Source organism: Acidovorax sp. FG42 (genome assembly GCF_057809195.1).
On the sequence record NZ_JBMDJM010000013.1, the window covers coordinates 81509 to 108341 of the forward strand.

The 26833-nt window shown below is 66.5% G+C and carries 27 protein-coding genes and 1 tRNA gene; 8 read left to right on the top strand and 20 right to left on the bottom strand.

The window, feature by feature from the left end; genetic code table 11:
* Positions 1-4: 4 nt before the first annotated feature.
* The 3 genes from ACODSM_RS14585 to ACODSM_RS14595 all read right to left on the bottom strand — a co-directional run bounded on the left by ACODSM_RS14585 (position 5) and on the right by ACODSM_RS14595 (position 2962).
* Positions 5-1426, bottom strand: coding sequence for a TAXI family TRAP transporter solute-binding subunit (locus ACODSM_RS14585; RefSeq protein WP_488805758.1), 1422 nt, complete (start codon positions 1424-1426; stop codon positions 5-7).
* Between the two features lie 231 nt (positions 1427-1657).
* A complete protein-coding gene (locus ACODSM_RS14590) occupies positions 1658-2155 on the bottom strand; it encodes an EF-hand domain-containing protein (RefSeq protein ID WP_488805759.1) in 498 nt (165 codons plus the stop codon).
* A 9-nt stretch (positions 2156-2164) separates the two neighbouring features.
* Positions 2165-2962: a lectin gene (locus ACODSM_RS14595; RefSeq protein ID WP_488805760.1), complete on the bottom strand. Its 798-nt coding sequence runs from the start codon at positions 2960-2962 to the stop codon at positions 2165-2167.
* A gap of 437 nt (positions 2963-3399) precedes the next feature.
* Here ACODSM_RS14595 and ACODSM_RS14600 point away from each other — a divergent pair, with 437 nt between their 5' ends.
* A complete protein-coding gene (locus ACODSM_RS14600; protein WP_488805761.1) occupies positions 3400-3921 on the top strand; it encodes a GNAT family N-acetyltransferase in 522 nt (173 codons plus the stop codon).
* A gap of 84 nt (positions 3922-4005) precedes the next feature.
* On the opposite strand, the gene ACODSM_RS14605 is transcribed toward ACODSM_RS14600, so the two are convergent.
* The 8 genes from ACODSM_RS14605 to ACODSM_RS14640 form a co-directional block, all read right to left on the bottom strand.
* Positions 4006-5016 carry a P1 family peptidase gene (locus ACODSM_RS14605; protein WP_488805762.1) on the bottom strand — a complete coding sequence of 337 codons (1011 nt, stop codon included), beginning with the start codon at positions 5014-5016 and terminating at the stop codon, positions 4006-4008.
* Between the two features lie 77 nt (positions 5017-5093).
* Positions 5094-5486, bottom strand: a complete 393-nt coding sequence (locus tag ACODSM_RS14610) for a copper-binding protein (protein ID WP_488805763.1) — start codon at positions 5484-5486, stop codon at positions 5094-5096.
* Positions 5483-6019 carry a DUF411 domain-containing protein gene (locus ACODSM_RS14615; RefSeq protein WP_488805764.1) on the bottom strand — a complete coding sequence of 179 codons (537 nt, stop codon included), beginning with the start codon at positions 6017-6019 and terminating at the stop codon, positions 5483-5485. The genes ACODSM_RS14610 and ACODSM_RS14615 overlap by 4 nt, the downstream gene beginning before the upstream one ends.
* 16 nt (positions 6020-6035) lie before the next feature.
* Positions 6036-6542 carry a cupredoxin domain-containing protein gene (locus ACODSM_RS14620; RefSeq protein WP_488805765.1) on the bottom strand — a complete coding sequence of 169 codons (507 nt, stop codon included), beginning with the start codon at positions 6540-6542 and terminating at the stop codon, positions 6036-6038.
* 14 nt (positions 6543-6556) lie between these two features.
* Positions 6557-7939 (bottom strand): multicopper oxidase family protein, encoded by a 1383-nt coding sequence (locus ACODSM_RS14625; RefSeq protein WP_488805766.1) that lies wholly within the window; start codon positions 7937-7939, stop codon positions 6557-6559.
* A gap of 1 nt (position 7940) precedes the next feature.
* A complete protein-coding gene (locus ACODSM_RS14630) occupies positions 7941-9368 on the bottom strand; it encodes a TolC family protein (protein ID WP_488805767.1) in 1428 nt (475 codons plus the stop codon).
* Positions 9365-9781 (bottom strand): hypothetical protein, encoded by a 417-nt coding sequence (locus ACODSM_RS14635; RefSeq protein WP_488805768.1) that lies wholly within the window; start codon positions 9779-9781, stop codon positions 9365-9367. Before ACODSM_RS14635 ends, ACODSM_RS14630 begins: the two co-directional genes overlap by 4 nt.
* Positions 9782-9942: 161 nt before the next feature.
* Positions 9943-10446: a hypothetical protein gene (locus tag ACODSM_RS14640; RefSeq protein ID WP_488805769.1), complete on the bottom strand. Its 504-nt coding sequence runs from the start codon at positions 10444-10446 to the stop codon at positions 9943-9945.
* 234 nt (positions 10447-10680) lie between these two features.
* On the opposite strand from ACODSM_RS14640, the gene ACODSM_RS14645 reads away from it, so the two are divergent.
* Positions 10681-14238: an EAL domain-containing protein gene (locus ACODSM_RS14645; protein WP_488805770.1), complete on the top strand. Its 3558-nt coding sequence runs from the start codon at positions 10681-10683 to the stop codon at positions 14236-14238.
* A 12-nt stretch (positions 14239-14250) separates the two neighbouring features.
* Here the strand turns inward: ACODSM_RS14645 and ACODSM_RS14650 are convergent, their stop codons facing one another.
* The 3 genes from ACODSM_RS14650 to ACODSM_RS14660 all read right to left on the bottom strand — a co-directional run bounded on the left by ACODSM_RS14650 (position 14251) and on the right by ACODSM_RS14660 (position 16640).
* The gene (locus ACODSM_RS14650) at positions 14251-14889 is read right to left on the bottom strand and encodes a YitT family protein (RefSeq protein WP_110961196.1); all 639 of its coding nucleotides are present in this window, start codon (positions 14887-14889) and stop codon (positions 14251-14253) included.
* 185 nt (positions 14890-15074) lie between these two features.
* Positions 15075-15965: a DUF3703 domain-containing protein gene (locus tag ACODSM_RS14655; RefSeq protein WP_488805771.1), complete on the bottom strand. Its 891-nt coding sequence runs from the start codon at positions 15963-15965 to the stop codon at positions 15075-15077.
* A 3-nt stretch (positions 15966-15968) separates the two neighbouring features.
* Positions 15969-16640 (bottom strand): cation efflux transmembrane domain-containing protein, encoded by a 672-nt coding sequence (locus ACODSM_RS14660; RefSeq protein WP_488805772.1) that lies wholly within the window; start codon positions 16638-16640, stop codon positions 15969-15971.
* Between the two features lie 73 nt (positions 16641-16713).
* Here ACODSM_RS14660 and ACODSM_RS14665 point away from each other — a divergent pair, with 73 nt between their 5' ends.
* The 4 genes from ACODSM_RS14665 (at position 16714) to ACODSM_RS14680 (ending at position 19898) form a co-directional block, all read left to right on the top strand.
* Complete coding sequence (locus ACODSM_RS14665) at positions 16714-17178, top strand: Cd(II)/Pb(II)-responsive transcriptional regulator (protein ID WP_488805773.1); 465 nt, start codon at positions 16714-16716, stop codon at positions 17176-17178.
* Positions 17179-17335: 157 nt separating this feature from the next.
* On the top strand, positions 17336-18136 hold the full coding sequence (locus ACODSM_RS14670; protein WP_110961197.1) for an MlaE family ABC transporter permease: 801 nt from the start codon (positions 17336-17338) through the stop codon (positions 18134-18136).
* 50 nt (positions 18137-18186) lie between these two features.
* Positions 18187-19212 carry an MlaD family protein gene (locus ACODSM_RS14675; RefSeq protein ID WP_488805774.1) on the top strand — a complete coding sequence of 342 codons (1026 nt, stop codon included), beginning with the start codon at positions 18187-18189 and terminating at the stop codon, positions 19210-19212.
* The gene (locus tag ACODSM_RS14680; RefSeq protein ID WP_488805775.1) at positions 19209-19898 is read left to right on the top strand and encodes a hypothetical protein; all 690 of its coding nucleotides are present in this window, start codon (positions 19209-19211) and stop codon (positions 19896-19898) included. The genes ACODSM_RS14675 and ACODSM_RS14680 overlap by 4 nt, the downstream gene beginning before the upstream one ends.
* 139 nt (positions 19899-20037) lie before the next feature.
* Here ACODSM_RS14680 and ACODSM_RS14685 read toward each other — a convergent pair whose 3' ends face one another.
* The 6 genes from ACODSM_RS14685 to ACODSM_RS14710 form a co-directional block, all read right to left on the bottom strand.
* Positions 20038-20376 carry a hypothetical protein gene (locus ACODSM_RS14685; protein WP_295944347.1) on the bottom strand — a complete coding sequence of 113 codons (339 nt, stop codon included), beginning with the start codon at positions 20374-20376 and terminating at the stop codon, positions 20038-20040.
* 186 nt (positions 20377-20562) lie between these two features.
* Complete coding sequence (locus ACODSM_RS14690; protein WP_488805776.1) at positions 20563-20748, bottom strand: hypothetical protein; 186 nt, start codon at positions 20746-20748, stop codon at positions 20563-20565.
* 308 nt (positions 20749-21056) lie between these two features.
* Positions 21057-21836: an alpha/beta hydrolase gene (locus ACODSM_RS14695; RefSeq protein WP_488805777.1), complete on the bottom strand. Its 780-nt coding sequence runs from the start codon at positions 21834-21836 to the stop codon at positions 21057-21059.
* Positions 21837-21992: 156 nt separating this feature from the next.
* Positions 21993-22082: transfer RNA gene (locus ACODSM_RS14700), tRNA-Ser, on the bottom strand.
* 84 nt (positions 22083-22166) lie between these two features.
* Positions 22167-23084, bottom strand: a complete 918-nt coding sequence (locus ACODSM_RS14705) for an SPFH domain-containing protein (protein WP_309824820.1) — start codon at positions 23082-23084, stop codon at positions 22167-22169.
* 41 nt (positions 23085-23125) lie between these two features.
* Positions 23126-23551 (bottom strand): NfeD family protein, encoded by a 426-nt coding sequence (locus tag ACODSM_RS14710; RefSeq protein WP_015014684.1) that lies wholly within the window; start codon positions 23549-23551, stop codon positions 23126-23128.
* Between the two features lie 146 nt (positions 23552-23697).
* Between ACODSM_RS14710 and ACODSM_RS14715 the strand changes: the two genes are divergently transcribed.
* On the top strand, positions 23698-26064 hold the full coding sequence (locus ACODSM_RS14715) for an arginine/lysine/ornithine decarboxylase (protein WP_060984861.1): 2367 nt from the start codon (positions 23698-23700) through the stop codon (positions 26062-26064).
* Between the two features lie 179 nt (positions 26065-26243).
* Positions 26244-26804 (top strand): fasciclin domain-containing protein, encoded by a 561-nt coding sequence (locus tag ACODSM_RS14720; RefSeq protein ID WP_488805778.1) that lies wholly within the window; start codon positions 26244-26246, stop codon positions 26802-26804.
* Positions 26805-26833 lie beyond the last annotated feature (29 nt).

A 26833-nucleotide genomic window follows, 5' to 3' on the forward strand; every position in this document is an offset into this window, starting at 1 on the left:
TGGGTCAATGCCCAGTTCCTGCTGCGCTCCCTGTTCCCTTCATGCTGTTTTCAGTCATCCCCTCACCCGGAGTGCTGTAGTCGGTCGATCCTCCAGCCCCCTCCGACGCGCGCAGCAGTTTTTTGCGCACCAGGTGGATGTGGTTGCGCAGGGCATACAGCTCGTCCGCATACGACAAAGGCACGCTCACCTTTTCGGCCTGGGCTTCCAGGCTGTCCAGGGTGCGCAGCAGGCTTGCAGGGTCGCTCTTGCCCATCTCCAGGTCGGTCTCGATCTCGCGCAGGCGGCCATACCAGCGGAATACCCGTGACCGCACCCGGAACTGGTAGAGCGGCGGGACGATGCGCGACAGCGGCAGCATGATGGCCAGCAAGATGCCCAGCACCAGCCACATGCGCTCGATCAGGTTGGCCAGCCAGAACGGCAGGTAGCGTTGCAGCATGGGCACTGGCTCGTTCATGGCCCGGTCGCCCTCCTTGGCAATCGGCAGCTCGCTACCGCGCGTGTTGGGGAACTCACGCGCCCGGTTGAACCAGCCTGCGCCGCTGTGCAGCTTTTGGGCGTTCTGGGCAAACAGGGTGAGCAGGGCGGGGTGTGTGCCGTCGCGCGCCAGCAGGGACGTGGTGGTGGCCACAAGCCGGACATCGCGCTGGGGCACGTTGGCTGCAAGGTCCACCACGCCGCGTGGCAAGGTCACGGGGGTGAGGAACGGAAACCGCCGCGCGTAGGCCTCGTGCTGCGCAAAATCCAGCAGTTGCACGCCAGGTGTCTGCAGCAGCATCTGTACCATCAGCGATTCGGGCGCCGAGGCAAACACCAGGGCATCCAGCCGGCCGGCGAGGAACTCCACCGTGGCAGGGGTCTGCTCCAGCCTCGACAGCTTGACCGACCCAGGCTCTACCTTGTTGGCCTGCAACAGGCGCTCGATCAGCGTGGGCACGCCGCTGCCCTCTGATCCCACATTGACCCGCCAGCCGCGCAGCTGCCTCAGGCTATCAAGCCGAGGGGCGTTGTGCATGCGCTCTGCTGCGTCGGTGCGGTAGAACAGCCATAGCGGCTCCACAAACAGGCTGCCCAGGGACACGAGGTTGTCCGGGTCATCGGGCTGCAGTTCGGCCGTACCGCCCTGCACAAAGGCCACATCAGCCTGGCCGTCCCGTAGCAGCTGCAGGTTGTGCGACGAGCCCTCGCTGGGCAGCAGTACCACATCAATCCCGTCGACAGCCAGTGCCTTCTGGTAGCGCTTGCCAAACTCTTCATAGGCACTTTGGGCGGGGCCGGTGGCCAGGGTCACCGTCTTGGGGGGATTGGGGTTGAGCCACCAATAGGCCAGCACCAGCAGCCCGACCGCCAGGAAGGCGAGGGGGCCCGCTGACACAATCAGATCGCGCAGGGTGAAAAAGGTATTGCGAAAGGCCTGGGGCATGGGGGATGGACCAACGGAGCGAAAACAGGGCGAAAGTGGCGCTTCAGCCAACCGGGATGACCCGCCAGCGCAACAGGGTCGTTCCGGAGCCCTGTCGCGCAATCAGCAAGCCGGTGGATTATCCGGGCAGGAGCTATAGCGCCGCATATCAGCACTTGTCTTCACGTTTCACGCCCCAGGAGTTGCTCCGGCTTGGATTGGCGGGAGCGTTGAAATCGTCGGCGCAGCCTTCTACTGCGGCAGGCGCCTGCGCTGGCGCTCGTAGGCCATGCATTCCTGCAGCGAGAGCAAATCGTTCTGGTCCACATCTGCCGCTTCGAAGTAGGCCATGCGGGCCTGCACCACCTCGGTGAACGACAGCCTTCCGTCCCCATCCTTGTCAGCTGCAGCCAGCCGCCTCAGCTGGCCTTTGCCGATGCGGGGCAATTGGCTGAGGTGGGCGAGATGGACGTAACCCTCTGCATCGGGGCCCAGGCTGTGCCAGCCCTGCACGATGTCCTGGTGAAACTCGTCCAGCGACACGTTGCCGTCGTGGTTGAGGTCGGCTGCCGAGCAGATGGCTTGCAGCCTGTGGGTGAGGGTTGAGGCCACCGGTTTGTGGGCCTTGGCAGGGCGGGGTGGCGTGGTGGGTGACGATACCGCCGTGTCGGCTGCGTTGGCTGTGTGGGCCGCCAGTGCCAGCACGAGGGAGCAGGCGCTTGCAGAGATCCGTTGCAGATTTTTTTGCATGGGGGCTCCTTACCACCACCAGCGTTGGCTGGGGCTGCGGTTGCAGGGCCACACCATCGTGTGCGCCCCGGGGCGGACCTGGCCGGCGTCCACATCCAGGCATTTGCCGGTGAGCTGGCTCACGATCTGCCCACCCCGGGTGAACCAGCTCTGGCTGCGCGAGCCCGAGCAGGACCACAGCACCACCCGAGCGCCATCCCGTGGGTCGCCACGGTCCACATCGACGCACAGGTCGCGTACGCGGATCTCGCCGCCGCGCCCCACTGTAAAACGCTGGGATGCCGTACCGTTGCATTCGTACACCTGCAAGGTGGTGCCAGGCTGGAACTTGCCACCCCGCACATCGAGGCACAGGCGGCCATCCACGCGGATCTCGCGCCCCCAGTCGCCACCCTGGCCGGGGTAGCCCGGGTACTCGGGGCGCCGGTCGTCGTCGTGACGGTTGTGGTTGGCCAACAGGGCAATGCCTGCAATGGCGGCTACGGCCGCTACCGCCGCCCCGGCATTGGAGCCGCTGTTGTTGCCAGAGGCATAGGTCCGCGTAATCTTGAAGCGACCGCCGCAACCACCGTTGGTCCACAGCTCGCGGTTGGTCAGGTCATAGCCCCAGGTGCGGTTGAAGCGGCACGCTCCCTGGGTTTGTTCCACCAGGTCCACCTGGGTCACATCGTCCGCCAAGCGGTAGGAGGTGTAGCCGCCGCTGGACTGCAAATCCACCAGCTGGTCCTGCGCCTGTGCGGGCGGTGTGCCCACGAGCAAGGGCAGGCACAGCAGCCATGCACGTTTCTGAAACGTATGGTCTCTCATGGGTTGACTCTCCTTGTTCCGATCCGGGGTCATGGGGATGAGGGTGGGGCAGACGGTCCCGACCCCTGGGCACCGCCCACCATCTGCATCATAGGGCGGTCAGCCGCCCTTGCGGTGGGTTGTCGGCAGCGCCAACGGTGGAAATACTTTCGTAGCAGCGGTACCTGTTGGGCATGTCGTTCAATCTGCAAGGCATGGGGCGGTGAGGCTCAGGGCACTGGTCTGCAACACCCTCAGCACGGGCGACTGATTGCCGAGGGCGTTGAGGCGCAGGACCAGGTGGTCTTCCTGATCGCTCGGTGCGCGCGCCATGCCCTTGGGTGATCTGCTGCCGCAGCTGCGCGGGAGCGGCCGCGCAATGAAGGCGACCCAGGCACCGGTGTGGCCGGGGTCGCAGCGCTTTTTTATCAGCATAGGCAGCTTGCAAAATGTGGCGCATGCACATTGCGCTTGTAACCCCAGCCCAGCACGAATCCCTGGCAGACCTGCTGTGTGAACTCCATGCCCACTACCGCGCGCCTGACGACCCGCAGCCTGCGCCCGCGCGCGAACAGGTCTGGGCCCACCTGCGGGAGCGGCTGCTGTCCGAGACCTCACCGCTGCGCCTGGTGGTGGCGGTGCGTGCAGACGGCCGGGCGGTTGGCCTGGCCGCCATCGTGCTGCAGCACTCCCTGGTGGACCCACACCCGCACAGCAGCGGGCAATGCCAGGTGAAAGAGCTCTATGTGGGTGAGCAGGCCCGCAATGCGGGTGTGGGGCAAGCGCTCATGGCATGGGTCGCACGCTATGCGCTGGAGCATGGGTGCGCCCGCATGGACTGGAATGTGAAGGCCGGCAACCACCGCGGGCGGGCGTTTTATGAGGGGCTGGGCGCGACCCGGGTGGCTGACCGACTCAGCTACCGGCTGGAGCGTGAGGGCATGGACAAGCTGGTGGACGCGACGGACACAGCCCGTTGAATCTCCCCAGGGCGTTGCTCGCGGCAGGGCGACCGCGCAGGCGTCCGGCGAACCTTATCGCATCGCCCCCATGTGGTGGGCAGCTTATCGGCCCAGTTCCGCCGCCGATGGCAGGTACAAGCCCTCCGCCGTGGTGATGGCCCGGGCCGCCCGCGCAGCGCGCGCGGTGGCGATGGCCGTGGCCTCGGCCGCCATGGTGGCCAGCACCATCATGCCCAGGCTCTTGCCGCTGCGGCCTGTGCCCAGGCTGAAGAGGGTGTCGCCGTCGGACATGGTGTGCACGGGGTTGATGCTGCGTGCCAGCCCGTCGTGCGCGGCCACGGCCAGGCGGTGGGCCTGCACCTTGGTGATGACCGCATCGGTGGCCACCACGCCGATGGTGGTGTTGGTGCCCGCCAGCAGGGGCTGGGGCGGGTCGCCGCGCAGCAGGGCGCGGCGTGTGTCGCGCAGGCGCAGGCCGTCGTCGGTGCGGGCTCCGGCAATGACTTGTGCCGTGTCCGGGTCGATCGCGTCGCCCAGCGCATTGCAGGCGATGAGCGCGCCCACTGTGACCCCGTCCACGGTGACCGAGGCGGTGCCGATGCCGCCCTTCATGGCGCGCTGGATGCCGAAGATCTTGCCCAGCGCCGCGCCGGTGCCCGCGCCCACGTTGCCTTCGGCCGGGTCGGCGGTGGAGGCTGCCTCGCACGCCGCGTAGCCCGCTGCCGCATCGGGGCGGATGCGCATGTCGCCCACCAGCAGATCGAACAGCACGGCGGCAGGCACGATGGGCAGGCGGCCCACGGCCACGTCAAAGCCCACGCCGCGCTCTTCGAGCCAGCGCACGGCGCCGGTGGCGGCGTCCAGCCCCCAGGCGCTGCCGCCCGCGAGCATGATGGCGTGCACTTTGTCCACCAGGTTGGAGGGGTGGAGCAAATCCGTCTCGCGCGTGCCGGGGGCGGCACCCCGCACATCCACCCCGGCCACGGCGCCCTCGCGGGTGATGATGACGGTGCAGCCCGTGGGGCGACGGGTTTCGGTGAAGTGGCCGACCTCGATGCCTGCCACGCGGGTGATGCTGCCAGCGTCGCCAGCCAGTGTGTTGGAGGAACTCATGGCCGTTGATTATGGTGCCCATGCGCCGTCCGACAGTTGCGCAGCATCAGGGCCCTGGCGCTGCGCGTGGAGTCGCTTCAGGGCGCTTTCTCGATCCGCTGGACGTGGTAGGCGCCGCTGATCTGCTCGGCCCGAAAACGCACCTTGTCGCCGGGTTTCAGATCGCCCACCACGCTGGCGTCCGCCACGCGGAACACCATGGTCATGGGCGGCATCTCCAGGTTCTTGATCTCGCCGTGCTTGAGGGTGAGGCGCAGGGTGCGCGGGTCCCACCGGGTGATTTCACCTTCGCTCAGCTCCCCCTGGGGCGCGGGCGATGCGGCGGCTGCGGGGTGGTGGCTGCTGTGGCTGTCTGCGGCGGCTGCTGCGGCTGCTGCGGGGGCTGCTGCGGGGGCTTGGGCCAGGGCGGGCCCTGTGCCCAAGACGAGCAGGCTGGCAGCCAGCGGGATGCAGAAGAGGTGCTTTTTCATGTCGATGCCTTTTTGTTGTAGCTGTTGAACACGCGTGTGCCGCCGTCATGGGCCACCAGCAGAACGTCGTACGGGTCGCGTCGGTCGCCATACACGGCGCCGTCCATGCCGGGCGAGCCCACGGGCATGCCGGGCACGGCCAGGCCCAGGGCCTTGGGTTTTTGCTGCAGCAGCTTGCGCACGTCGCTGGCGGGTACATGGCCTTCCACCAGGTAGCCGCCCACCAGCGCGGTGTGGCACGAGCCCAGCTTTTGCGGCAGGCCCAGGCGGGCGCGCACGGCGTTGTTGCCGGTGGCGTGCACCTTCACGGCAAAGCCGTTGGCTTGCATGTGGTCCACCCAGTCCTGGCAGCAGCCGCAGTTGGGGTCTTTCCACACTTCCAGCGGAGTGGGTGTGCTGTTGGCGGCGCGGGACTCACCCGGCAGTAAAGCGACAGCTAAACCCGCGCCCAGCAGGGGCAGGGTGGTGGCGAGCCATTGGCGGCGGGGCGGGCTGGCGGGGGCGTGTGTGGAACGGTGGCGTGGGAGGGTCATGGTGTTTCTCCTGGCATCAGGGGTTGCGGGGGAGCACGGTGATGGTGCCGGTCATGCCCGCCTGGTAGTGGCCGGGGATGAGGCAGGCAAAGTCGAACTGCCCTGCGCGGTTGAACTGCCACACGATGTCGCCTTTCTTGCCTGCGGCCACATGGGCCATGTAGGGCTCGTCGTGTTCCATGCCGGGGTGTTTGGCCATCAGCGCGGCGTGCGCGTCCAGCTCGGCCTTGGTGCCGATCACGATCTCGTGCAGCACCTGGCCTTTGTTCTCGGCGCGCAGCCGCACGGTGTCGCCCTCGCGCACCTCGATGTGGCGGGGGCTGAACCGCATGTCGTCACCCATGCGCACGGTGATGGTGCGGCGCACCTGCTGAGCGTCGCCTGCAATGCCCCAGTCCTTTTGCTCTTTGACCACGGGGGCTGTGGTGGTGCGGTGGGGCATGTTTTCATGCCCATAGGCAGAAAAAGTGCCGAATGCGATAGTGCATATTGCCCAGGTAGCTATGAATTTGATAGTGTTCATGGCGATTGGTAGCGTCAATGTTGGTGGCCGCTGGCAGCCGGCTTGCGCGCATTGGCGGCGCCCGGGGCCGTGCCTGGGGTGTCGGTGCGTGCGGGGCGGGGTTTGGTGGCTGGCGCGCCTTGCCATTCAAAGGCCTGGGTGCCGCCTGGCTGCCTGTAGTCGCCGGGGTCGGCGTAGCTGCCTGCGGGCAGGTCGGCACGCACCTTGAGGGTGGTGAACATGCCGCCCATCTCCAGCGGGCCAAAGGGGCCGGCGCCGGTCATCATCGGGAAGGTGTTGTCGGGCAGCGGCATCTCCATGGCGCCCATGTCGGCCATGCCGCGCTCGCCCATCACCATGTAGTCGGGCACGATCTTCTGGATCTTGCCCACCAGTCCGCGATGGTCCACGCCGATCATGGTGGGCACGGCGTGCCCCATGGCGCCCATGGTGTGGTGGCTCTTGTGGCAGTGCAGGGCCCAGTCGCCGGGTTCGTCGGCAATGAACTCCACCTGCCGCATCTGGCCCACCGCCACGTCGGTGGTCACCTCCGGCCAGCGCGCGCTCTTGGGCACGGGGCCGCCGTCGGTGCCGGTCACTTCAAACTCGTGCCCATGCAGGTGGATAGGGTGGTTGGTCATGGTGAGGTTGCCCACGCGGATGCGCACGCGCTCGCCCTGACGCGCCACCAGCGGGCTGATGGCGGGGAACACGCGGCTGTTCCAGCACCAGATGTTGTGGTCCAGCATGGTGTTGACCTTGGGGGTCATGCTGCCGGGCTCCACGTCAAAGGCGTTGAGCAGGAAGGCGTAGTCGCGCTGCACCTTCGCAATCTGCGGGTGACTGCCCTTGGGGTGGGTGATCCACAGACCCATCATGCCCATGGCCATCTGCACCATCTCGTCGGCATGCGGGTGGTACATGAAGGTGCCGGGGCGGCGCGCCACGAACTCGTACACAAAGGTCTTGCCCGGCTGGATGGCGGGCTGGGTGAGGCCGCCCACGCCGTCCATGCCATTGGGCAGGCGCTGGCCGTGCCAGTGGATGGTGGTGTGTTCAGGCAGGCGGTTGGTGACAAAGATGCGCACGCGGTCGCCTTCGACCACCTCGATGGTCGGCCCTGGGCTCTGGCCGTTGTAGCCCCACATGTTGACCATGAAGCCGGGCGCCACCTCGCGCACCACGGGTTCGGCCACCAGGTGGAACTCCTTGACGCCTGCGTTCATGCGCCAGGGGGCGGTCCAGCCGTTCAGGGTGACCACCGGGTTGTAGGGTCGGCCCGTGGGCGGGTGCAGCGGCGGCGCGGTGTCGGCGCTGGACTGCGTGGCGGGCTCGGGAAGCGCGGCCAGGGCCACGCGGCTGACGGAGGCTGCGGCCACGGCCGTGGCGGCGCCAGAAAAGAAATTGCGGCGGTTCATGTCAATGGCCTTGTGGGGTGGTGGAGGCCTCGGCGCCGGAGGTGAGGCCCTGCAGGGCACCGGGCGAGGTACCCGTCAGCGCCAATTGCAGGTCGGTCTCGGCCAGCCAGAAGTCGCGCTGCGCTTCGATGGCGTTGGCCACGGCCTGCGTGCTGTTGCGTGCTTCGGCCAGCATGTCCCACACGCTGGCCAGCATGCCGTTGTAGCGCAGCGTGGTTTCGTCGGCGATGAGCTGGCGCAGGGGCACGACCTCCGCCTGCTGCTGGCGCGCCAGGTCGAGGGCGGTGCGGTAGGTGAGCCAGGCGGCACGCACCTCGCTGCGGGCGCGCACGGCGGTGTCTTGCAGCTGGGCGGCGCTTTGCTCCACCTCGGCCTGGGCGCGGGTACGGGCTGCGCCACCCCAGTCGAACAGGGGCAGGGGCAGTTCGATCTCCCAACCGCGCTTCACGTCGCTATTGCCGGTGTCGCGCTCGGTGGTGGTGTTGCGGCTGTACGCCAGGCCGATGTCGCCAAACACGGCGCCTGCACGGCTCCAGCCCTGGCGCGTGGCCTGGGTGTCGAGCTGGCGGCGCGCGGCCTGCACATCCAGCCGCTCGCGCAGGGCGGTGGCTTCGATACCGTCTGCGGGCAAGGGGGTGGCGGGCAGAGGGGGCAGTTGCGGTGCCAGATGGTATTGCGCCTGCCCGCCCCACACGCCCAGGCGGCGGTTCAGGTCTTCGCGGGCGGTGGCAGCCGCCAGCCGGGCGCGGGCGCGCTGGCTGTTGGCCTCGTGCAGCACGGCTTGCTCGCGGGCCTGCTGCAGGCGGCTCCAGTTGCCTACCTGCGCCATGCGGCGCGCCAGCTCGGCCCCTACCTCGGCGGCTTCGACCATGCGGTCGTGCGTGGCAGCCACCTGCTCGGCCGCCACGGCGCGCAGCCAGGCACGGCGGGTGTCTGCGGCCAGTTGCACCACGTCCTGCGCGGCTTGCAGCGTGGCGATCTGCAGGCGCTCGGCCTCGCGCTGGGTGCGCCAGGGCAGGGTGATCAGATCCATCAGGCCAAAGGCCAGGGTGCGTTCGATCTCACGCTCCTGGCTGTTGGTGAAACGCCCCAGGGTCAGGTGCGGGTTGGGCAGCGAGATGGCCTGCACCCGCTCGGCATCGGCCACGCCCAGTGCGGCCAGCCGGGCTTGCAGGCCGGGGTTATTGAGCAGGGCAATGCGCACGGCGGCGTCTTGTGTCAGGGGCTGTGCGAGCCAGCCGTCGATGGACTGCTGGGCCCTTGCGCGGGCGCTCGGGTCCATGGCAGGCAAGGCCGCCTGCGCCACACCGGCGGTACGGCCAGCCGTCAGCGATGTGACATCACTGCGCAGGCCGTCGGGCGACACGCTGGCGCAGCCCGCCAGCAGGGCGGCGGCGGCCAGCACCGAAAGGCGGTGGGTGCTGGTCATGGCTTGCCCTTCTGTTCGGAGTGGTGGGCGGGGTGGGCACTCCCTGCGCTGCCGTGGTGCATCTCATGGGCTGTGCCAGGCGGCTTTCCATGGGGCATGCCGTGTTGCATGCCCTGGTGGTGGTGTGGCATGGGGGCCGCTGCGGAGGATGCGGGCGCGGGGGGCGGTGCGGAACCGCGCTGCGCCTCCCAAGCCACGATGTCCGCATGGCCGCGCGGAAATGCGCCCACGGCCTCGTGTGCCTGGCGCCAGGCCTGGGGAGTGGGCAAGGCGTCCACCAGCGGGGGCTGCGGTGGCATGGCCGTGTAGGGCAGGGGAGCGGTGGGTGCATCGGCGCGGGTAGCGTCGGGTGCAGATGGGCTCTGGGCTTGCGCCAGCAAGGGCGACAACAGGGCGAGACAAGCCAGTCGCATGGGCCACGATGGCCCGGGCGACGGCGAGGAGAGAAAAATAGCAGGGGCGCGCATGGCGATCTCCAGACAACGAACGAAAAAACAGTGCACTGCTGCCGCCCGACGAACCCCGTTGTTCAGGGGCCATCAGGCTATGGCAGACGCACTTCGGGCGTCGGAGATCAGGCGATGGGTGGTTTGATGGCCAGCGCTGCGGGGGCGCTGTCAAACTGCGCGGAAGCCAGGGGCAGCAGGGCTCCGGCGGGCAGGGGGGCGGGGGTCAGCGATGCGGGCAGGCCCAGCATAGCCGAATGGCAGATTTCGCAGGCCGAGCAACTGGCACTGTGGTGGTCGTGGTTGCTGTGAGTCGGGCAGCCCGTGCCGTGGTCCTGGCACGCTGCAGCATGGCTGGCACTGTGGTCGAGGGCGGGTTCGGCGGCCGGGCTGCCATGGTGCGCATGGGCGTCGGCGGGTGCCAAGCCCTCGGCCTGGGCAAGGGTTGCGGAATGATCGTGCGGGTGGCTGTGGTCGTGGGCCATGCCTTCCGCCATGGGCTGATGCGCCGCAGTGTGCTGCGCCGGGCCTGCAGGCAGCAGCGGCGCCACAATGCCCGCCGCCATGGCCGTGCCTGTCAGGCCCCGAAGGACCAGCACCACCATCAGCAGGAAGAAAAAGCCGCGACGCATCCTTCAATGATACGGCGGGGCGGCCCAAGGTTCCCCAGGCACGCCCTTTTCTGGCCCGGCGCGCCGGGGCAACCGGCCAAGGACCCTGAGGGCAAACCCGCGCAAATCGTGCATGCCTTTTTGGAACATGGGCAGTACCATGTGACGAAACACGTCAGTTCCCACCTGTCCATTTTTCCGCAGGTCCCGGCCAACGTGTTTCCAAGCGTCTTTCTCTTGCACAGAAAGGTCGGTATGCCCCCATGGGTCGCTGGAATGTGGAGCACCTTGTCCGCGCGGATTCGCTGGCTGGTGCTGTGGGCCACGCTGCCGGCGGTGCTGCTGGTGGTGTACCAGGCACGGACCCACCGCACAGACGCGATCGCTGCCGCCGAAGAGCGCGCGCTGCAGACCCTGCAGTCGGTGGCCGGCACCCAGCAACGGCTGATTCAGAACACCCGCCAGTTTCTGCAGCAGCTGGCCGCCATGCCGCAGGTGCACGACCCCTCCGCTCCCCAGTGCGGGCGCTACCTGGCCGAAGTGCTGTCGCTCAACACCACCTACGTCAACATCGGCGTACCACGGGCGGATGGTGAGCTGCTGTGCAATGCGCGGCCGCTGAAGGCGCCCGTCAATGTGGCCAACCGCCCGTATTTTCAGCAGACGATCTCTGGGCGGGACTTTGCGGTGGGCAGCTTCCAGGTAGACCGCGCTGCCCAGGTGGCCAGTGTCAACTTTGCCTACCCGGTGATTCCGCCGGGCACGCAAGACGTGGTGGCCGCTGCGGTGGCGGTGGTGTCGCTGGAGTGGTGGAGCCTGCGGCTTACCGACCTGGGGCTGCCGGACGGCGCGGTGGCCCGCGTGTCCGACCCCGACGGCCGCGTGCTGGCGCGCTACCCGCCCGATGCCAGCGAGCTGGGGGCTCCGTTTGCCGATGCCGAGTTCCGCGCCCTGGTGCTGCAGACCCCGCAGGGGCAGCGCCAGCGCACCCGCGCAGATGGCACCCCTGAGCTGGTGGTGTTCCAGCCACTCATCGAGGCGGGCGGCAAGCCCGTGGCCACCATGAGCCTGGCCGTGCCGCTGGACAACCTGTACGCCACAGCCAACCGCCGCATGTGGACCGAGATGGCGTTCTTGCTGGGTGGCCTGGTGCTGTCCTTTGCCGTGGCGCAGGTGGGGGTGCGGCGCGGCGTGATGCGGCCCCTGCGGCGCCTGCTGCATGCCACGGACGAGCTGGCCGAGGGACGCTATGTGTCGCGCGTGCCCGCCACGGGCCTGCAGGAGCTGACCGAGCTGGGCCGCCGGTTTGACCGCATGGCGCTGACCCGCCAGAAAGCCGAGGCCGAACTGCGCCAGAGCGAGGAAAACCTGGCCATCACGCTGCACTCCATCGGCGATGGCGTGATCGCCACCGATGCGCAGGGCCGCGTCACCCGCATGAACGCGGTGGCCGAGCGCCTGACGGGCTGGCCCCTGGCGCAGGCCACGGGGCAGCCCTTGCCCGAGGTTTTCCACATCGTCAACGCCGGCACCCGCGAGCCGCAGATAGACCCGGTGCAGCTGGTGATGGACCGGGGCCAGGTGGTGGCATTGAGCAACCACACCACCTTGCTGGCCCGGCATGGCGCCGAGTACCACATTGCCGACAGCGCCGCCCCCATTCGCAACGCGCAGGGGCAGATCGTGGGCGTGGTGCTGGTGTTCAGCGACGTGAGCGAGTCCTACCGGGTGCGTCGCAAGCTGGAGGACAACGAGGCGCGCTTTCGCACCCTTACGGCGCTGTCGTCCGACTGGTACTGGGAGCAGGACGCGCAGTTTCGCCTCACGCATGTCGAGGGCCGGGCCGATGACCGACTGGTGCAGGAGGCCGCGCTGCACATGGGCAAGACCCGCTGGGAGCTGGCCGCACCGGGCATGAGCGATGCGCTGTGGGAAGAACACCGCGCGCTGCTGGAGCGCCACCAGGAGTTCCGCGACTTCGAGTTCGAGCGCCGCGACCAACAGGGCTGCTCGTACTGGGTGTCCATCAGCGGCACGCCCGTGTTTGATGACGACGGTGTGTTTTGCGGCTACCGGGGTGTGGGCAAGGACATCTCGGCCCGCAAGCGCGACGAGAACGAACTGCGCATTGCGGCCATTGCGTTCGAGTCCCAAGAGGGCATGATCGTCACCGACGCGGACACCCTCATCCTGCGCACCAACCGCGCGTTCAGCCGCATCACTGGCTACAGCGCCGACGAGGTGGTGGGCCGCCGCACCAGCCTGCTGGCCTCGGGCCACCACGACAAGGCGTTTTTTGATGCCATGTGGGCCAGCTTGGCCAGCACCGGCGAGTGGAAGGGCGAGCTGTGGAACCGCTGCAAGAGCGGCGAGGTGAACTTGCACTTCATGGCCATCACCGCCGTCACGGACCAGCACGGGGTGCTAACGCACTACGTGGCCACCCTCAGCGACATCACCCAGCGCGCGGCGGCGGCGCGGGAGATCGAGCACCTGGCGTTCTACGACCCGCTCACCCACCTGCCCAACCGCCGCCTGATGATGGACCGCCTGCAACAGGCGTTTGCCACCAGTGCGCGCGCGGGCCTGCAAGGGGCTCTGCTGTGCCTGGACCTGGACCACTTCAAGACCCTGAACGACACCCTGGGCCACGACATGGGCGACGTGCTGCTGCAGCAGGTGGCCCAGCGGCTCACGGCCTGCGTGCGAGAGGGCGACACCGTCGCGCGGTTGGGCGGCGACGAGTTTCTGGTGCTGCTGGAAGACCTGGGCGCCCTTGCCACCGATGCGGCCGAGCAGGCGCAGGCGGTGGGCGAGAAGATTCTGGCTGCGCTCAACCAGCCCTACCAGCTCGCATCGCACCATGTGCACAGCACCACCAGTGTGGGCGCCGTGCTGTTCAGCGGCCAGGGGCAGACGGTGGAAGATGTGGTCAAGCACGCCGACCTGGCCATGTACGCCGCCAAGACCGCAGGGCGCAACGGCATCCGCTTTTTTGACCCCCGCATGCAGGCCGCTGTCACGGCCCGCGCGGCGCTGGAGAACGACCTGCGCACGGCGCTGGAACAGGGCCAGTTCACGCTGCACTACCAGGTGCAGGTAGGCTGCGGCAAGCATGTGGTCGGGGCCGAGGTGCTGATCCGCTGGAACCACCCGGCGCGTGGCATGGTGCCGCCGTTCGAATTCATCCCGCTGGCCGAAGAGACCGGGCTGATCCTGCCCATCGGCCTGTGGGTGCTGCAGACGGCCTGCACCCAGCTGCGCCGCTGGCAGGACGACCCGGCCACCGCCCACCTGCAACTGGCGGTGAACGTGAGCGCCCGCCAGTTCCGCCAGGCCGACTTCATGGAGCAGGTAGTGGCCGTGCTGCGCCAGACCGGGGCGCGGCCCGACCGCCTGAAGCTGGAGCTGACGGAGAGTCTGGCGCTGGACAACGTGGACGACACCATCGCCAAGATGAACGCGCTGCGCGCGCTGGGCCTGCGCTTTTCGATGGACGACTTTGGCACCGGCCAGTCGTCGCTGTCGTACCTCACGCGGTTGCCGTTGGACCAGCTCAAGATCGACCAGAGCTTTGTGCGCAACATCGGCATCCAGCACACCGACGCGCTCATCGTGCAGACCATCATCGGCATGGCGCAGAGCCTGGGCATCGACGTGATTGCCGAGGGCGTGGAGACCGAGGCGCAGCGCGCGTTTCTGGAGCGCCACGGCTGCACGCTGTGGCAGGGCTACCTGTTCAGCCGCCCGGTGCCCATCGAGGCGCTGGAGCAGCGGCTGCACAGTGGGCTGGGCTGGCAGGTGTCGTCGTAGTACTACACCGCCCTAAACCGCCATATAGCGGCCCGGCCGGTGGTTCATGGCCAGCACCAGGTTGAGTGCCACGGCGCCCGCAATGGACCAGGCCACGCGCAGGGGATCTACCGTCCATAGCGCCAGCAGCACGATGACGCAGTCCACAGCCATCTGCACCTTGCCCGCGCGCCAGCCGTAGCGGTCCTGCAGGTACAGCGCGGCAATGCCCACGCCACCCAGGCTGCAGCGATGGCGGAACAGCACGAGGAAGCCCGTTCCCGTGATCAGCCCGCCCGCAATGGCCGCGTACAGCGGCTGCAGTTGCGCAAATTGCAGGAACTGCGACTGCAGCTCAGTCAGCAGCGACAGCAGCAGCACCGCGATGAAGGTCTTGACCGTGAACGCCCGGCCCAGCTTGCGCAGCGCCAGCCAGTAAAACGGCAGGTTGAGCACAAAGAAGATCTTGCCAAAGCCGATGCCCGTGGCGTAGTGCAGCAAAAACGCCAGCCCCGCCGTGCCACCTGTGAGCAACCCCGCGCTGGTGAAAAACGCCACCCCCACCGAGATGAGCAACACCCCGGTGAAGATGGCCACGGCGTCTTCCGTCAGGCTGTGGGGCACGACCAGTGGGGCAGGGGTTGCGGGGGCGGCAGGGGCGCGGGAGGGCATGGGCAAAAAGCAAAAGGAATGACGGCTGTGCCCGTAGCCCCCGGGGCAGAGGGCGGCGCACAGGCAGTGGATTGGACCATGCAAGCCCCATGCCGGGCTTGTCGTGCGTCAAATTCCGGGTGCCCGGTGGCGGCACTGCCCGTTGGTTGTTTACTCCTGATTTGATAGCTGCTAGCGCATACAAATCAAGCGCTATCGCCAGTTTCTGGCAAAAACGGGGCGGTCTGCAGGCACACAGCTGCCATCGCCCCGTCAATCAGCCGCGTGATGTGCAGCTGCGGCGCCATGGGCGCCAGCGCACTCACCCGTGCCCGCCCCGTGTTGCCAATGGGCAGCCGCGCCAGCGCATGGCCCAGCGGCACCAGGGCCAGCCGCAGCACCTGTCCACCGGCCTCGCGCAGGTCGCGCAACTGAAGAGCGTAGCGCAGCATCGCTGTGTGCGACCGCCAATGCAGGGACAGCGTGGTCTGCCCCAGCACATGCGCGGCCTCCAGCCAGTGCCAGCGGGTGGCGGGTGGTGCGCCGGCATCGCGCGCAAACGCAGCCAACAGGTGGTCGAACGCGCGCTGCGTGTGCAAGGGCTCAGCCATGGGTTCTGCCGCGTGGCGCGCCGCCAGCTGGCGCCAGCGCCGCTGTCGGTGCAGGTAGAACACCTGGGCAAACGCCGCGCTCAGGGGCGTCATCAGCCAGGGCAGGTGGCGCGCGACCACGTCGATGTCGTCGGTATAGAGCGTGCGGCCGTCCGGCAGCGGCTGCAGCGTGATGCGGTGGTCCCAGCGCCGCATCAGCGTGCCCTCGCCGTTGTCGCGCAGCGTGGGCCATGCGCCGTCCTGCGCGGGGGGCTCGATGGAGATGCGCACGGTTTGGGTGCCCAGAGGCAGCAGCCCCAGCAGCCCCAGCAGCCACATCTGCACTGGCAGATCCCCGGGAGACCAGTGGGCGGGCCAGGGCGCGCCGCCGGGGCGCGTGAACCACACTAGGGGCGCCGTGATGTGGCGAAACACGGCGGTGCTTTGCAGTTGCGCAGCTACCCATTCGGGCGGTGCATGGAGCGGAGTGGACAGGCGTACGCGCATGGCTCAGTGCCCGTGCGCTGCGGGGGCGCCGGCGGTGCTGGCCAGCTCTTGCCGTGCGTGGCGGATCACGCTCCAGCCGCCGCTAATGGCCAGGCCGGCCATGACGGCGGCCACCACCAGATCGGGCCAGGCGGTGCCCGTGCCCAGCACTCCCAGCGCAGCGGCCATCACGGCCAGGTTGCCCAGCGCGTCGTTGCGCGTGCACAGCCACACGCCGCGCATGTTGGCATCGCCCTCGCGCCAGGCGTAGAGCAGGGCGGCCACGCCCAGGTTGGCTGCCAGCGCCAGCAGGCCCACGCCACCCATGGTGAAGGGCTCGGGCGGCACCCCTTGCCACACGCCCCAGGCCACCCGGCCGATCACGAACACGCCAAAGGCCAGCATGCTGGCCCCTTTGAGCAGCGCGGCACGTGCCCGCCAGGTCAGCGCCATGGCCAGCACCCACAGCGACAGGCCGTAGTTGGCCGCATCGCCCAGAAAGTCGATGGCGTCGGCCAGCAGCGACGCCGAGCCCGACTGGGTGCCCGCGCCCAGTTCCACCACAAACATGGCGGCGTTGACGATGAGTGCAATCCACAGGATGCGGCGGTAGCGCGGGTCTGCGCTGGCGGGGGCGTCGTGGCTGTGGCCGGGCGCGCCGTGGTCGTGGTGGCCGTGATGGCAATGGGCTGACATGGTGTTTTCTCCTGGCGGTTTGTGATAGCGATGGCATCATTGGAAACCTTGAAGTCACTTGAAGGTCAAGCCCATGGACCCCAACGCTGCACAGTTCCGCATCGGCGAGGCCGCCCAGCAGTCTGGCGTGTCGGCCGCCAACATCCGGTATTACGAAAAAGAGGGGCTGCTGCCGCCCGGCGCGCGCGGCGACAACAGCTACCGCCTGTACAGCAGCGCCGACGTGCACCAGCTGCGTTTCATCCGCCTGTGCCGCGCCATGGACATGTCGCTGGACGAGGTCAGGACCCTGCTGGCGCTGGACTGGGACAGCAAAACGGACTGCCATGCCGCCTGCGACACGCTGGATGCACACCTGGTGCATGTGCGCACCCGCCTGGCCGAGCTGCAGGCGCTGGAGGCTGACCTGCAGGCGCTGCGCAGCCGCTGCGATGGCGCGGATGCTACCTGTCACATCATCGAAGCGCTGCACGCACGGGCCGACGCGCAGCCCGTGGGCGCCGCCGCCACGCCCAGCCAGGGCAAACGGCATGTGTGAGCAGTTGTTGTGCGGCGTGGCTCTGTAGGGGTTATTTGCTACTTAATTTATAGCTGCTCAGGCATATTCTTCTAGCGCTACCGCCCGAAAATGGCCCAAATATCTCCAGCAACCTGCCACGGGCTGCCCTGGCGCATGCCCCCGCTATGATCCGCCCATGATCTCGCGCCTTCCCGGCCTCTCCCTGCCCGAACGTGTGTGGAACACGGCGCGGCGCTGGGCGGTGGCCTGGTGGCGCATCCTGTACCTGGGCGCGGTGGTGCTGGTGCTGGTGTTGTCGCCGTCCAGCTACGGCAAGGGCACGCGCCGCGCACTGGCCCGGCACCTGTATCTGGACACGGCGCCGGTGCTGCTGGGCTTTACGGTGCTGGCCGCGCTCATCAGCCTGGTGCTCACACGCATCGTGGTGGTCACGGCGCTGAGCTACGGCCTGTCGCGCTACGCGCTGGAGATGGTGATCCGCGTGCTGGTGCTGGAGCTGATCCCGCTCACGGCCGCCTTGTTTGTGGCCATGCGCTGCACCATCCCCAACGGCTCGCAGCTGGCGCATCTGCGGCTCACCGGCCGGTTCGAGGCGCTGCGCCGACAGGGCTCCGACCCGGTGCGCATCGAGCTGCTGCCCCGCGTGATTGCCGGAGTGTTTGCCTGCGTCACGCTGGCTGCGCTCAGTTGCGTGGTGGCGCTGGTGCTGGCGTACCTGGGGGTGTACGGCTTCAACACGGCGGGCCTGTCCAGCTACACGCGCATGTTCGGCCAAGTGTTTTCGCCCAGCGTGACCATGGTGTTTGTGCTCAAGACCCTGTTCTTCAGCCTGGCCGTGGCGCTCATTCCCATGGCGGCTGGCTTGTATGACAGCGGTGAGCGCACGCAGCCCGACTCGGAACTGGGTGGCCTGGCCCGCATGTTTGCGGTGCTGCTGCTGATCGAGGTGGCATCGCTCATGGGCAATTACTACTGACGGCCTGCGCCAGTCGCACCCACCCGGACCCACCCGCACAACCCCACGACATGAACGACCACTCTCCCAAGCCATCGCATGGCCCCGCTGCACCTCCTGCCGGGGCTGATATTCCCCCGGTCGAGACCCTGCGCCCGGTGGCCTATCTGGAACTCAAGGCTGCAGCGCTGCTGCTGTTCACCCTGGCGCTCATCGTGGGCTCGGGCCTGTACCTGCTGTATGCGCGGGGCGCTTTCGAGCCCACGCAGACGCTGGTGCTGACGGCCGATGACTCGGAAGGCGTGGTGGTGGGCATGGACATGACCTTCTCGGGCTTCCCCATTGGCCGCGTGCGGCGCATCGAGCTGGCCGAATCGGGCAACGCCCGCATCCTGGTGGACGTGCCCCGCAAGGACGCGCACTGGCTGCGCGAGTCCAGCGTGTTCACGCTGGTGCGCGGCCTGGTGGGAGGCACCAACATCCGGGCGTACTCCGGTATCCTGACCGACCCCGCACTGCCCGATGGCGCCGTGCGGCCCGTGTTGCGCGGCGACGCCACGGCGGAGATCCCGCAGCTTATGGCCACGGCGCGCGAGCTGCTGACCAACCTGAACGCCCTCACATCGCCCGACGCCGCGCTGGGCAGCACCCTGACCAACGTCAAGGCCCTCACGGAGCGTCTCAATGGCCCGGGCGGTGCCTTGGGCGTGCTGATGGGCAACGAAACCGACGCGAAAAAGATCGTGGCCACGCTGGAGCGCACCAACGCGCTGCTGGCACGGCTGGACGGCATGGCCGCTCGCGCCGATAAACAGGTGTTTGGCAGCGAGGGCAACAAGGACGCGCTGGTGCCCGAGGTGCGCGCCACCGTGGCCCAGCTCAACGGCTTGCTGGCCGACACCCGCACCAGCCTCAAGAAGGTGGACGCGGTGCTGGTGGAGGCCCAGGCCATCGGCGCCAATGCCCGCGAAGCCACCACCGACCTGGGCGCGCTGCGTGCCGAGGTGGAAAGCAACCTGCGCAAGGTGGAAAGCCTGGTCAACGAGATCAACCGCAAATGGCCCTTTGCACGCGACACGGAGCTGAAGCTGCCATGAAACCCTCTGCTGCACCTCGTTTGCGGGCTGCGTTGCGGCTCCTGTCCATCGGCTGCGCCTTTGCGGTGGCAGCGTGTTCCAGCCAACCCCCAGTGCCTGACTGGCAGATGAACGCCCAGGGTGCGGCCCAGAAGGCCATCGAGGCCTACTTGTCTGGCAATGCGCGCGTGGAAAAAATCGAGTGGGACCGTGCCCGCGCCGAAGTGGCGCGCACGGGGCGCCCCGATCTGCTCGCCCGCCTGGAACTGATGCGCTGTGCGGCCCAGGTGGCGAGTCTGGTCACCGAACCCTGCGAGCGTTTTGAGGCCTTGCGCGCCGATGCCGCAGCGCCCGAGCAGGCCTATGCCGACTATTTGGCTGGCCGCGTTCAAGCCGGTCAGGTGGCTTTGTTGCCGCCTGCACAGCGTGCCGTCGCCACGGCAGGCACCGCTGCCAGCTTGGCCGGCATTGCCGACCCCCTTTCACGCTTGGTGGCGGCGGGCGTCTTGTTGCAGACAGGGAAGGCCAGCCCCGCAGTCATTGCCGCAGCCACCGAAACCGCGTCGGCACAGGGCTGGCGCAGGCCGCTGATGGCGTGGTTGCTGCTGCAGGTGCAACTTGCCGAAGCCGCTGGAGACACGGATGCTGCCGACGCCTTGCGCCGCCGCGTGAGGGTGGTTGAGCAGTCGGCGGGCTTGCCCCGTTAGCCAGTCATGCCAAGCGGGGGCGATGGGTGAGGCATTGGATACCCGGAGCGAGGCGCCGACAAGTGGCTTTTAAACAGGCGAGCTCGCAGTCACTTTGGGCCAGTAGCAGGGCTCTGGTCCCCGCTGGCAGCCGCTTCTATCAACGCAGGCGGGCCTGCAATTGGGTCTCGATGTCGTCCCGCTCCATGGCGAATTGCTGGGGGCTGATTTCGTTGGACTCCAGCTTGCGGGCTACAGACAGCAGCAACACGGTGTTTTCAAGGCGCGTGTCCTGCTGCAGCGAGGGGGGCAGGGCGGTGAGGCGGTCAAAGCTTTGCTTGTAAAGCTCGCTCCAGCTCATGGCCCCTGCCTGCGCCTGGGCCCTGGCACCGTCATACCAGCGCGAGAACTCGTCCAGGGCGTTGTCGCGGGGGCTGGAGCAGCCAGCCAAAACGGCCAGCAGCGCCATCGATCCCCAGAATTTTGGGTAATAAATCAAGGAAAAACGGTTTGCAGAGATGCGAAAACGTGTGGTCACGATCGTCCTCCATTCCAGAATGCCACCGAAAACTCCCGGTGTGCAGCGCCGAATGGTACTCCGATGCTATGCTTTTTGCTACTGTGTTGCTCTTTGGACCCACACACGCTGCAGCGCAGCGCCAACGATGCCGGCTGGCTCCGGCGCTCAGTGGTCCAGAAAGCTGGTGGACAAGATCTGATCCAGCCCCGTGAGCCCGCTCGACATCGAGTCCACAGACTGCACAGCCACATCCGGCATCAACAACGACACCGCCGCCAGCACTGCCAGCACCACGGTGCCGATGAACGCGATCAGCGCGCGCGCTCCCGGCGGTAAGGAATGGCGTTTCATGATGAAGGACTTTTCAGCAAAAAGGGGTGAGGGGCCGCAATGACCTCCCAGGGCAACCTCAATGGCTGCTGGCTAGGATTTCAGCAAAGTGCCGCAGTTCCGCGTGTAAGACAAGTGCGATACCGGGTGTCTATGGGCAACTGTTACGGGCTGTTGCCTTTACAAAGAATCCAGAAACCTTCGGCTTCCCGTCAGCTGGGGGATTTGCACTGAATAGGCCCGCTGAGCGGCGCCTGGAGTGCACTGTGGACGTGCTTCGGAGGAGGCCCTTGGAGCAACCCACTCGTGTCCTCCCCGCCGGATAGGGTTCAAGGCTTGGGCGCCTGAATCCACGCGGTAATTTGTCCAATCGCTTCCTGCTCCATGCCGATGAATCCATGCCAGTGCTGCGCCGCGCACTCGTCTCCCACCGGGTTGGAACCGCCATCCACCACCATTAGCTTTTTGACGGGCGCCCGCGTCAGCCCTTCGAGGATGGCAGGCGTGTCGCTGGCCTGGCAGTGTTTGCAGCCGTCCCTGGCGTGGTGGTAGACCAGCACCGGCAGCTCGATGGCTTGCAGGTTTTGTGCGGGCACCGCGCCCGGTGTGCTTCGGCGCACGATGCTGGAGGTCAGCACCAGCCCTGCAATCGCCGGGTCTTTGACATGAATGGCCAGGGCTGTCGCGGACACTGTGCCTCGGCTGGTGCCCACCACCCACACCGGCAGGTCGCTTCGGCGCTTCACAAATTCCAGCACCTTGGCGATGTCGGTCATGTGCGCCGCACCTGTGCGTTCGGTCCAGCCCAGCTCCATGTCGCTGGGCCGCCCAAAGATCGCCACGTTGTAGCCGCGCGCAATGAAATGCGGCGCAGAGCGGACGAGAAAGTTGCCACCGGTGGCGCGGCCATCCTCCACCTTGCCGAACCCGCCCGCGCCGCCTGGAAAAAGAAGTACCGTGGCCTTGGCTTTCGGCGCAGCCTCCCAGAACAGCTTGTGGGTCACCCCGTCGCGGGTGGGCACTTTGAACAGCGTCCCATCGGCCCATGCTGGCACCATCAGGGTTGCCAGCCCCCAGCAGATACCGAAGGACTTCCAACGCATCAGCATGTGCAGACCTCCAAGGGGTTTAGTGACAGCACATCAACCGGAGCGTCCCGTGGGCGAGGTTGAGCGCGTAGCCGAGGCACACAAAGCCGCTGTGCGCAAAAAAGGCCCGCCAGACAACAAAAAACCCAGATGACCGAAATCATCTGGGTTGATATGTGGCGGAGAGGGCGGGATTCGAACCCGCGGTGGGGATTAGCCCACACACGCTTTCCAGGCGTGCGACTTAAACCGCTCATCCACCTCTCCGAAGCCCTCGATTATAGCCACAGGATTAGGGCATTCCGGTCAGAGGTCGGTATCGCCTGAAAATTTCCGCTGACCGATGCGCCGTCAGCCTGCCTTTTGGGATGTCTGCACCATCTTCATGGCCGAGCCGATCAGCGCTGACACCTCGGTCATGTTGCTGGGTACGATGAGGGTGGTGGTGGCTTCCGACGCGACCTGGCTGTAGGCATCCACGGCTCTTTCGGCCACCTTGAGTTGCACGGCCTGTTCGCCGCCGGGCTGGCGGATGGCGGCTGCCACGCGTTCGATGGCCTGGGCGTTGGCTTCGGCCACGGCCTTGATGGATTCGGCCTCGCCCTGGGCCTTGTTGATGACCGCCTGTTTTTCGCCCTCGGAGCGGGCGATGAAGGCCTCGCGTTCGCCCGTGGCGATGTTGATCTGTTCCTGGCGGCGGCCTTCGGAGGCCGCGATCAGTGCGCGCTTTTCACGCTCCGCTGTGATCTGGGCCTGCATGGCGTGCAGGATTTCCTTGGGTGGGGTGAGGTCCTTGATTTCGTAGCGCAGCACCTTCACACCCCAGTTCAGGGCAGCTTCGTCGATGGCCTGCACCACCTGCGCGTTGATGATGTCGCGCTCCTCAAAGGTTTTGTCCAGCTCCAGCTTGCCGATGACCGAGCGCAGCGAGGTCTGCGCCAGCTGGGTCACGGCCATGATGTAGTTGCTCGACCCGTAGCTGGCGCGCATCGGGTCGGTGACCTGAAAGTACAGGATGCCGTCTACCTGCAGCTGCGTGTTGTCACGCGTGATGCACACCTGGCTGGGCACATCGAGCGGGATTTCCTTCAGGCTGTGCTTGTAGGCGACCTTGTCCACGAAGGGGATCAGAAAGTTCAGGCCCGGGGTCAGCGTACCCGCGTATTTGCCCAGGCGTTCTTTCACCCATGCATTTTGCTGGGGCACGACCTTGACCGAGCGGGCGATGAAGATCACGGCAATGATCAGGAGGACGATGGCAATTTCCATGAGAAGCCTTTCTTGGCGGTTCGGTAAAGGATCTGCGGTGCTTACAGCGGGTCCACCAGCAGGCGGTTGCCCACCAATTCGGCGACCCGGTGCATGCCGGTCGAGGGGGTGACCCCGGGGCGGTGGATGGCCGTCCATTGGGCGCCCCGGTACTTCACGGTGGTGGTGCCGTCGGGGCTCCAGCTCTCGATGAGGATGGTTTCGCCCACATCCATGTTCACGCTGCGGTCCGCGCGTGCCGACGGGTCGCCAGGTCGCTTTTTGCGCACCAGGTAGCAGGCCACGACAGCCCCGCCGCCCACGATAGCGGCCGACACTATCTGCAGCGCGGATGCCAGGCCCAGATGGGCGGCCAGGGCGGCGGCTACCAGGCCCAGGGCCACCATCAGCAAATAGAACGTGCCGGTCAGCAGCTCTGCCACGACCACGGCCCCCGCTGCCAGCCACCAGATGGTGGATGCCTCCATGTCGAACCTCCTCGTGTGGTTGTGTTTGTTGCACCACATTCTGGGTCAAAAGAATGGCAGTTCAAAGGCGCGTCAACGTTATTCCTTACACTTCGCGCCTATTTCGTTTTTTGGCCGGGCAGGCCACGGCTCCCTGGAGGCTGCGCATGAAGTTTCGCTTTCCCATCATCATCATCGATGAAGACTACCGTTCCGAGAACACCTCGGGGCTTGGCATTCGTGCGCTCGCGCAGGCCATCGAGGCCGAGGGCTTTGAAGTGGTTGGTGTCACCAGCTACGGCGATCTGTCGCAGTTTGCCCAGCAGCAAAGCCGGGCCAGCGCTTTCATTCTGTCCATCGACGATGAAGAGTTCACGGTGGGCGAGGGGCTGGACCCCATCGTGCTGAGCCTGCGCAACTTCATTGGCGAAGTGCGCCGCAAGAACGCCGATGTGCCCATTTACGTGCACGGCGAAACCAAGACCAGCCGCCATCTGCCCAATGACATCCTGCGCGAGCTGCATGGCTTCATCCATATGTTCGAGGACACCCCCGAATTTGTGGCGCGCCACATCATCCGCGAAGCCAAGAGCTACCTGGAGGGCGTGCAGCCCCCGTTCTTCAAGGCGCTGCTGGATTACGCCGAAGATGGCTCGTACAGCTGGCATTGCCCCGGCCACTCGGGCGGTGTGGCGTTCCTCAAGAGCCCGGTGGGCCAGATGTACCACCAGTTCTATGGCGAAAACATGCTGCGCGCCGACGTGTGCAATGCGGTGGAAGAACTCGGGCAGCTGCTCGACCACAACGGCGCCATTGGGGAATCAGAGCGCAATGCGGCACGCATCTTCAATGCCGACCACTGCTTCTTCGTGACCAACGGCACGTCCACGTCCAACAAGATGGTGTGGCACCACACCGTGGCCCCCGGCGACGTGGTGGTGGTGGACCGCAACTGCCACAAGTCCATCCTGCACAGCATCATCATGACCGGCGCCATCCCCGTGTTCATGAAGCCCACGCGCAACCATTTCGGCATCATCGGTCCGATTCCGCAAAGCGAGTTCGAGCCCAAGGCCATCGAGGCCAAGATCAAGGCCAACCCGCTGCTCAAGGGCGTGGACGCCAAGAAGGTCAAGCCCCGCGTGCTGACCCTCACGCAATCGACCTATGACGGTGTTCTGTACAACACCGAGACCATCAAGGGCATGCTCGACGGCTATGTCGACAACCTGCACTTTGACGAGGCCTGGCTGCCGCACGCCGCGTTCCACCCGTTCTATGGCAGCTACCACGCCATGGGCAAGAAGCGCACGCGCCCCAAGCATTCCGTGACCTACGCCACGCAGTCCATCCACAAGCTGCTGGCCGGCATCAGCCAGGCATCGCATGTGCTGGTGCAGGACTCGCAGACCACCAAGCTCGACCGCCACCTGTTCAACGAGGCGTACCTGATGCACACCAGCACCAGCCCTCAGTACAGCATCATCGCCAGCTGCGATGTGGCCGCCGCCATGATGGAGCCGCCCGGTGGCACCGCGCTGGTGGAAGAAAGCATCCTGGAGGCGCTGGACTTCCGCCGCGCCATGCGCCAGGTGGAGGAAGAATTCGGCAAGAACGACTGGTGGTTCAAGGTCTGGGGCCCTGAAAAGCTCACCGACGAGGGCATCGGCCGTGCGGAAGACTGGATCATCCGCAGCGACAGCAAGAGCAAGAAGGGCAGCAAGTGGCACGGCTTCGGCCAGCTGGCAGACGGCTTCAACATGCTGGACCCGATCAAGTCCACCATCGTCACGCCCGGCCTGAGCCTGGACGGCAAGTTCGACAAGACCGGTATTCCTGCGTCCATCGTGACCAAGTACCTTGCTGAGCACGGCGTGGTGGTGGAGAAGACGGGCCTGTACAGCTTCTTTATCATGTTCACCATCGGCATCACCAAGGGCCGCTGGAACACGCTGCTGACCGCGCTGCAGCAGTTCAAGGACGACTACGAGAAGAACCAGCCGATGTGGCGCATCCTTCCGGAGTTCTGCCAGCAGCACAAGCGCTACGAGCGCATGGGCCTCAAGGACCTGTGCCAGCACGTGCACGAGATGTATGCCAAGTACGACATTGCACGCCTGACCACCGAGATGTACCTGTCGGACCTCACGCCCGCCATGAAGCCCTCGGACGCGTACGCGCACATCGCGCACCGCACCACCGAGCGCGTGGAGATCGACCACCTGGAAGGCCGCATCACTGTGGGCCTGGTCACGCCGTACCCGCCGGGCATTCCGCTGCTGATTCCGGGCGAAGTGTTCAACAAGAAGATCGTGGACTACCTCAAGTTCGCCCGCGAATTCGCCAAGCTGTGCCCCGGTTTCGAGACCGATATCCACGGCCTGGTCGAGGTGGAAGACGAGAACGGCCAAGTGCGCTATTACGCCGACTGCGTGGCAGAACAAGGCAAGCCCGGCAAGAACCCCAAGCCGCTGGCAACTGCCAAGAACCTGGTGCAGGTGGGCGACGACGGCCCGTACGGACGCAACGTGTAAGCGCCCGTCTTGGCGCAGGTGCATCGGTGCACCAGCCCTTCAAAAATCGCTCCCCCGGCTTGGCTGGTGGAGCGATTTTTTTATGCGCTTGAATCCGTTGTGGTGTTGGGGTCGTATTGACTATCAGCCGCGTGACTCTCATGCGGTGACTGCCTTCACAAACCACTCAGGAGATCTTCATGACCCTTCGATTCAACGCCCGCCTGTCCACCATCGCTCTGACCGCTGCCATGGCAGCTGCCGCAATGCCTGCCATGGCGCAGGTCATGGTGGGCGGTGCGCCCATGCTGGCCAGCAAGGACATCATCGACAACGCCGTGAACTCCAAGGACCACACCACCCTGGTGGCTGCGGTCAAGGCGGCGGGCCTGGTGGAGACGCTCAAGGGCCCTGGCCCGTTCACCGTGTTTGCGCCCACCAATGCGGCATTTGCCGCACTGCCCGCCGGCACGGTGGACACGCTGCTCAAGCCCGAGAGCAAGCCCACATTGACCAAGGTGCTCACCTACCATGTGGTCGCAGGCAAGTACGACGCTGCCGCGTTGTCCAAGATGATTGCCGATGGCAAAGGCATGACCAGCCTCAAGACGGTGGCGGGCGGAACACTCACCGCCAAGGCCAGCGGCAATGCCGTCATGGTGACGGACGAAAAGGGCGGTACGGCGACGGTGACGATTGCCGACGTGTACCAGTCCAACGGCGTGATCCACGTCGTGGACAAGGTGTTGTTGCCCAACTGATTGCGCAACGGATGGGGGCGAGGCGGCAT

What these genes read in the sequence shown, in the direction of transcription:
- ACODSM_RS14650 (WP_110961196.1), bottom strand. Translation starts at nt 14,889, where the DNA reads ATGCCCTCCCGCGCCCCTGCCGCCCCCGCAACCCCTGCCCCACTGGTC.
- ACODSM_RS14720 (WP_488805778.1), top strand. Translation starts at nt 26,244, where the DNA reads ATGACCCTTCGATTCAACGCCCGCCTGTCCACCATCGCTCTGACCGCT.
- ACODSM_RS14710 (WP_015014684.1), bottom strand. Translation starts at nt 23,551, where the DNA reads ATGGAGGCATCCACCATCTGGTGGCTGGCAGCGGGGGCCGTGGTCGTG.
- ACODSM_RS14640 (WP_488805769.1), bottom strand. Translation starts at nt 10,446, where the DNA reads ATGCGTCGCGGCTTTTTCTTCCTGCTGATGGTGGTGCTGGTCCTTCGG.
- ACODSM_RS14665 (WP_488805773.1), top strand. Translation starts at nt 16,714, where the DNA reads ATGGACCCCAACGCTGCACAGTTCCGCATCGGCGAGGCCGCCCAGCAG.
- ACODSM_RS14660 (WP_488805772.1), bottom strand. Translation starts at nt 16,640, where the DNA reads ATGTCAGCCCATTGCCATCACGGCCACCACGACCACGGCGCGCCCGGC.
- ACODSM_RS14610 (WP_488805763.1), bottom strand. Translation starts at nt 5,486, where the DNA reads ATGAAAAAGCACCTCTTCTGCATCCCGCTGGCTGCCAGCCTGCTCGTC.
- ACODSM_RS14605 (WP_488805762.1), bottom strand. Translation starts at nt 5,016, where the DNA reads ATGAGTTCCTCCAACACACTGGCTGGCGACGCTGGCAGCATCACCCGC.
- ACODSM_RS14600 (WP_488805761.1), top strand. Translation starts at nt 3,400, where the DNA reads ATGCACATTGCGCTTGTAACCCCAGCCCAGCACGAATCCCTGGCAGAC.
- ACODSM_RS14690 (WP_488805776.1), bottom strand. Translation starts at nt 20,748, where the DNA reads ATGAAACGCCATTCCTTACCGCCGGGAGCGCGCGCGCTGATCGCGTTC.
- ACODSM_RS14680 (WP_488805775.1), top strand. Translation starts at nt 19,209, where the DNA reads ATGAAACCCTCTGCTGCACCTCGTTTGCGGGCTGCGTTGCGGCTCCTG.
- ACODSM_RS14615 (WP_488805764.1), bottom strand. Translation starts at nt 6,019, where the DNA reads ATGACCCTCCCACGCCACCGTTCCACACACGCCCCCGCCAGCCCGCCC.
- ACODSM_RS14625 (WP_488805766.1), bottom strand. Translation starts at nt 7,939, where the DNA reads ATGAACCGCCGCAATTTCTTTTCTGGCGCCGCCACGGCCGTGGCCGCA.
- ACODSM_RS14705 (WP_309824820.1), bottom strand. Translation starts at nt 23,084, where the DNA reads ATGGAAATTGCCATCGTCCTCCTGATCATTGCCGTGATCTTCATCGCC.
- ACODSM_RS14655 (WP_488805771.1), bottom strand. Translation starts at nt 15,965, where the DNA reads ATGCGCGTACGCCTGTCCACTCCGCTCCATGCACCGCCCGAATGGGTA.
- ACODSM_RS14630 (WP_488805767.1), bottom strand. Translation starts at nt 9,368, where the DNA reads ATGACCAGCACCCACCGCCTTTCGGTGCTGGCCGCCGCCGCCCTGCTG.
- ACODSM_RS14675 (WP_488805774.1), top strand. Translation starts at nt 18,187, where the DNA reads ATGAACGACCACTCTCCCAAGCCATCGCATGGCCCCGCTGCACCTCCT.
- ACODSM_RS14695 (WP_488805777.1), bottom strand. Translation starts at nt 21,836, where the DNA reads ATGCTGATGCGTTGGAAGTCCTTCGGTATCTGCTGGGGGCTGGCAACC.
- ACODSM_RS14645 (WP_488805770.1), top strand. Translation starts at nt 10,681, where the DNA reads ATGCCCCCATGGGTCGCTGGAATGTGGAGCACCTTGTCCGCGCGGATT.
- ACODSM_RS14620 (WP_488805765.1), bottom strand. Translation starts at nt 6,542, where the DNA reads ATGAACACTATCAAATTCATAGCTACCTGGGCAATATGCACTATCGCA.
- ACODSM_RS14670 (WP_110961197.1), top strand. Translation starts at nt 17,336, where the DNA reads ATGATCTCGCGCCTTCCCGGCCTCTCCCTGCCCGAACGTGTGTGGAAC.
- ACODSM_RS14590 (WP_488805759.1), bottom strand. Translation starts at nt 2,155, where the DNA reads ATGCAAAAAAATCTGCAACGGATCTCTGCAAGCGCCTGCTCCCTCGTG.
- ACODSM_RS14595 (WP_488805760.1), bottom strand. Translation starts at nt 2,962, where the DNA reads ATGAGAGACCATACGTTTCAGAAACGTGCATGGCTGCTGTGCCTGCCC.
- ACODSM_RS14715 (WP_060984861.1), top strand. Translation starts at nt 23,698, where the DNA reads ATGAAGTTTCGCTTTCCCATCATCATCATCGATGAAGACTACCGTTCC.
- ACODSM_RS14635 (WP_488805768.1), bottom strand. Translation starts at nt 9,781, where the DNA reads ATGCGACTGGCTTGTCTCGCCCTGTTGTCGCCCTTGCTGGCGCAAGCC.
- ACODSM_RS14585 (WP_488805758.1), bottom strand. Translation starts at nt 1,426, where the DNA reads ATGCCCCAGGCCTTTCGCAATACCTTTTTCACCCTGCGCGATCTGATT.